At 67.2% G+C, this 1752-nt stretch carries 2 protein-coding genes; one reads left to right on the top strand and one right to left on the bottom strand.

All coding sequences use genetic code 11. From position 1 onward, the window contains the following. A partial coding sequence (locus QZY06_RS05575) for a helix-turn-helix transcriptional regulator (protein WP_295681352.1) occupies positions 1-326 on the top strand: 326 nt, incomplete at its 5' end. A gap of 15 nt (positions 327-341) precedes the next feature. Here the strand turns inward: QZY06_RS05575 and QZY06_RS05570 are convergent. After that, positions 342-1655 carry an NADH:flavin oxidoreductase/NADH oxidase family protein gene (locus QZY06_RS05570; protein WP_295681350.1) on the bottom strand — a complete coding sequence of 438 codons (1314 nt, stop codon included), beginning with the start codon at positions 1653-1655 and terminating at the stop codon, positions 342-344. Positions 1656-1752 lie beyond the last annotated feature (97 nt).

Genomic DNA, 1752 nt, shown 5'->3' with positions numbered 1-1752 from the left:
GCGAGCCGGATTTCAATGCGGCGATCGCACAGATCGACGCGCGACTCGGCGACCGTATCGGCCTGCAGGAACTGGCCGATCACGCCGGCATGGGCCGCACCCGCTTCTGCGAGAAGTTCACCCAACGCTACGGCTGCTCGCCACACCGCTTCATCCTGCGGCGGCGCATCGAGAAGGCCAAAGCCCTGTTGCGCGAAGGCCGCAGCAATGTCACGGCGATCGCCTACGAACTCGGCTTCAGCAGCCCCTCGCATTTCTCGGTGGCGTTCAAGGCGGCGACCCACCTGTCGCCGCTTGAATTCGCCGCGCGGGCCAACGCCGAGTAGCGCTGGCCCCAGCCTTCAGCCCGGCCGCTGCCAGCGCGCGAGCGCCTCGGTCTCGTTCTGCTCGTAGCCCATCAGCGCGTCGAACACCGACAGCTTCAGATCCGCTTCCTGGCCATCGCCGAGGCGGATCAGCTGCAGGCAGAACCAGCCGAGCAGCCCGAAGGATTCGACGGTCTTGAAGGTCCGGTCGTCCATCTCCGGGCCAAGCGCATCGCGCGGCATGCCGAGCCCGTGCTCGATGGTCGGCAGCTCACTCCCCCGCCCGCTCTGGCCGCCCAGCAGCAGCGGCCCGCAGTCTTCCGGCGCATAGCAGGTCGGCCGGCCGATGCCGATGACATCGCAGGCGCCGGAGGCCAGCGCATCATCGATCGTCTTCAGGCTGCGCATGCCGCCGGTGATCATCAGCGGCATTTTCACCAGCGGCCGCACGCGCTGCGCGAAGTCGAGGAAATAGGCCTCGCGCGCCACCGTGCTGGCGGCGACCTTGCGGCCGGTCTTTGGCGCGTCTTCGCCGAGGCCGACCATCGACATCTGCTCGTAGCTGCCGCCGGAGATTTCCAGCAGATCGAGGCCGGCATCGGACAGCCAGCGCACCACCTGCATCGACTCGTCCTGGGAAAAGCCGCCGCGCTGGAAATCGGCCGAATTGAGCTTCACCGAGATCGGGAAATCGGCGCCGACCGCGCGCCGCGTCGCCGCCACGATCTCCAGCAGCAGCCGCGCCCGATTGGCCAGGCTGCCGCCGTAATCATCGCTGCGATCGTTGGCCAGCGGGCTGAGGAAGTTGGACAGCAGATAGCCGTGCGCCGCGTGGATCTGCACGCCGGTGAAACCGCTGTCCCGCGCCACGCTGGCCACGTGCACGAAGCGGCGCTGGACATCGCGGATGTCATCCAGGCTCATCGCCTGCGCCTCGCCACAACCGGCTTCGGCAACCGGCAGCGAGATCGCCGAGGGCGACAAGGGCCGGGGATGGATCGCCGCCGAGGTCTGCCGGCCCGGATGGTTGATCTGCATCCAGAAATGCGCGCCCTCGCGAGTGCCGATCGCCGCCAGCTTGCGCAGCGCTTCCAGGCCGCCGTTGTCATCGATGGCGATGTTGCCCGGCCGTTCCAGCTGACGACGATCGACCTGCACATTGCCGGTGAGCATCAGGCCGAAGCCGTTGCGCGCCCAGCGCTCGTAAAGCCGGAAATGCCGCTCGCTGACCCGATTCATCTGATCGGCCAGACCTTCGGTCATCGCCGCTTTCGCGAGGCGGTTCTTGAGTACGGCGCCGCAGGGCAGGCGAAGCTCGGTAGCAAGGAGGTTACGCGGGGCTGAATTCACGATGTGCTCAGCCTTTAAGAACATCAGCGGTATGCATGGTCGCCGAAGGCAGCAAGGTGGCCTGCGAGGCGGAGTCCTACGGCGTGCTCGGCAACGG

Origin of the sequence: uncultured Nevskia sp. (genome assembly GCF_903885465.1) — a bacterium.
GTDB lineage: Bacteria > Pseudomonadota > Gammaproteobacteria > Nevskiales > Nevskiaceae > Nevskia.
This window is presented reverse-complemented; position numbering and strand designations above follow the sequence as displayed.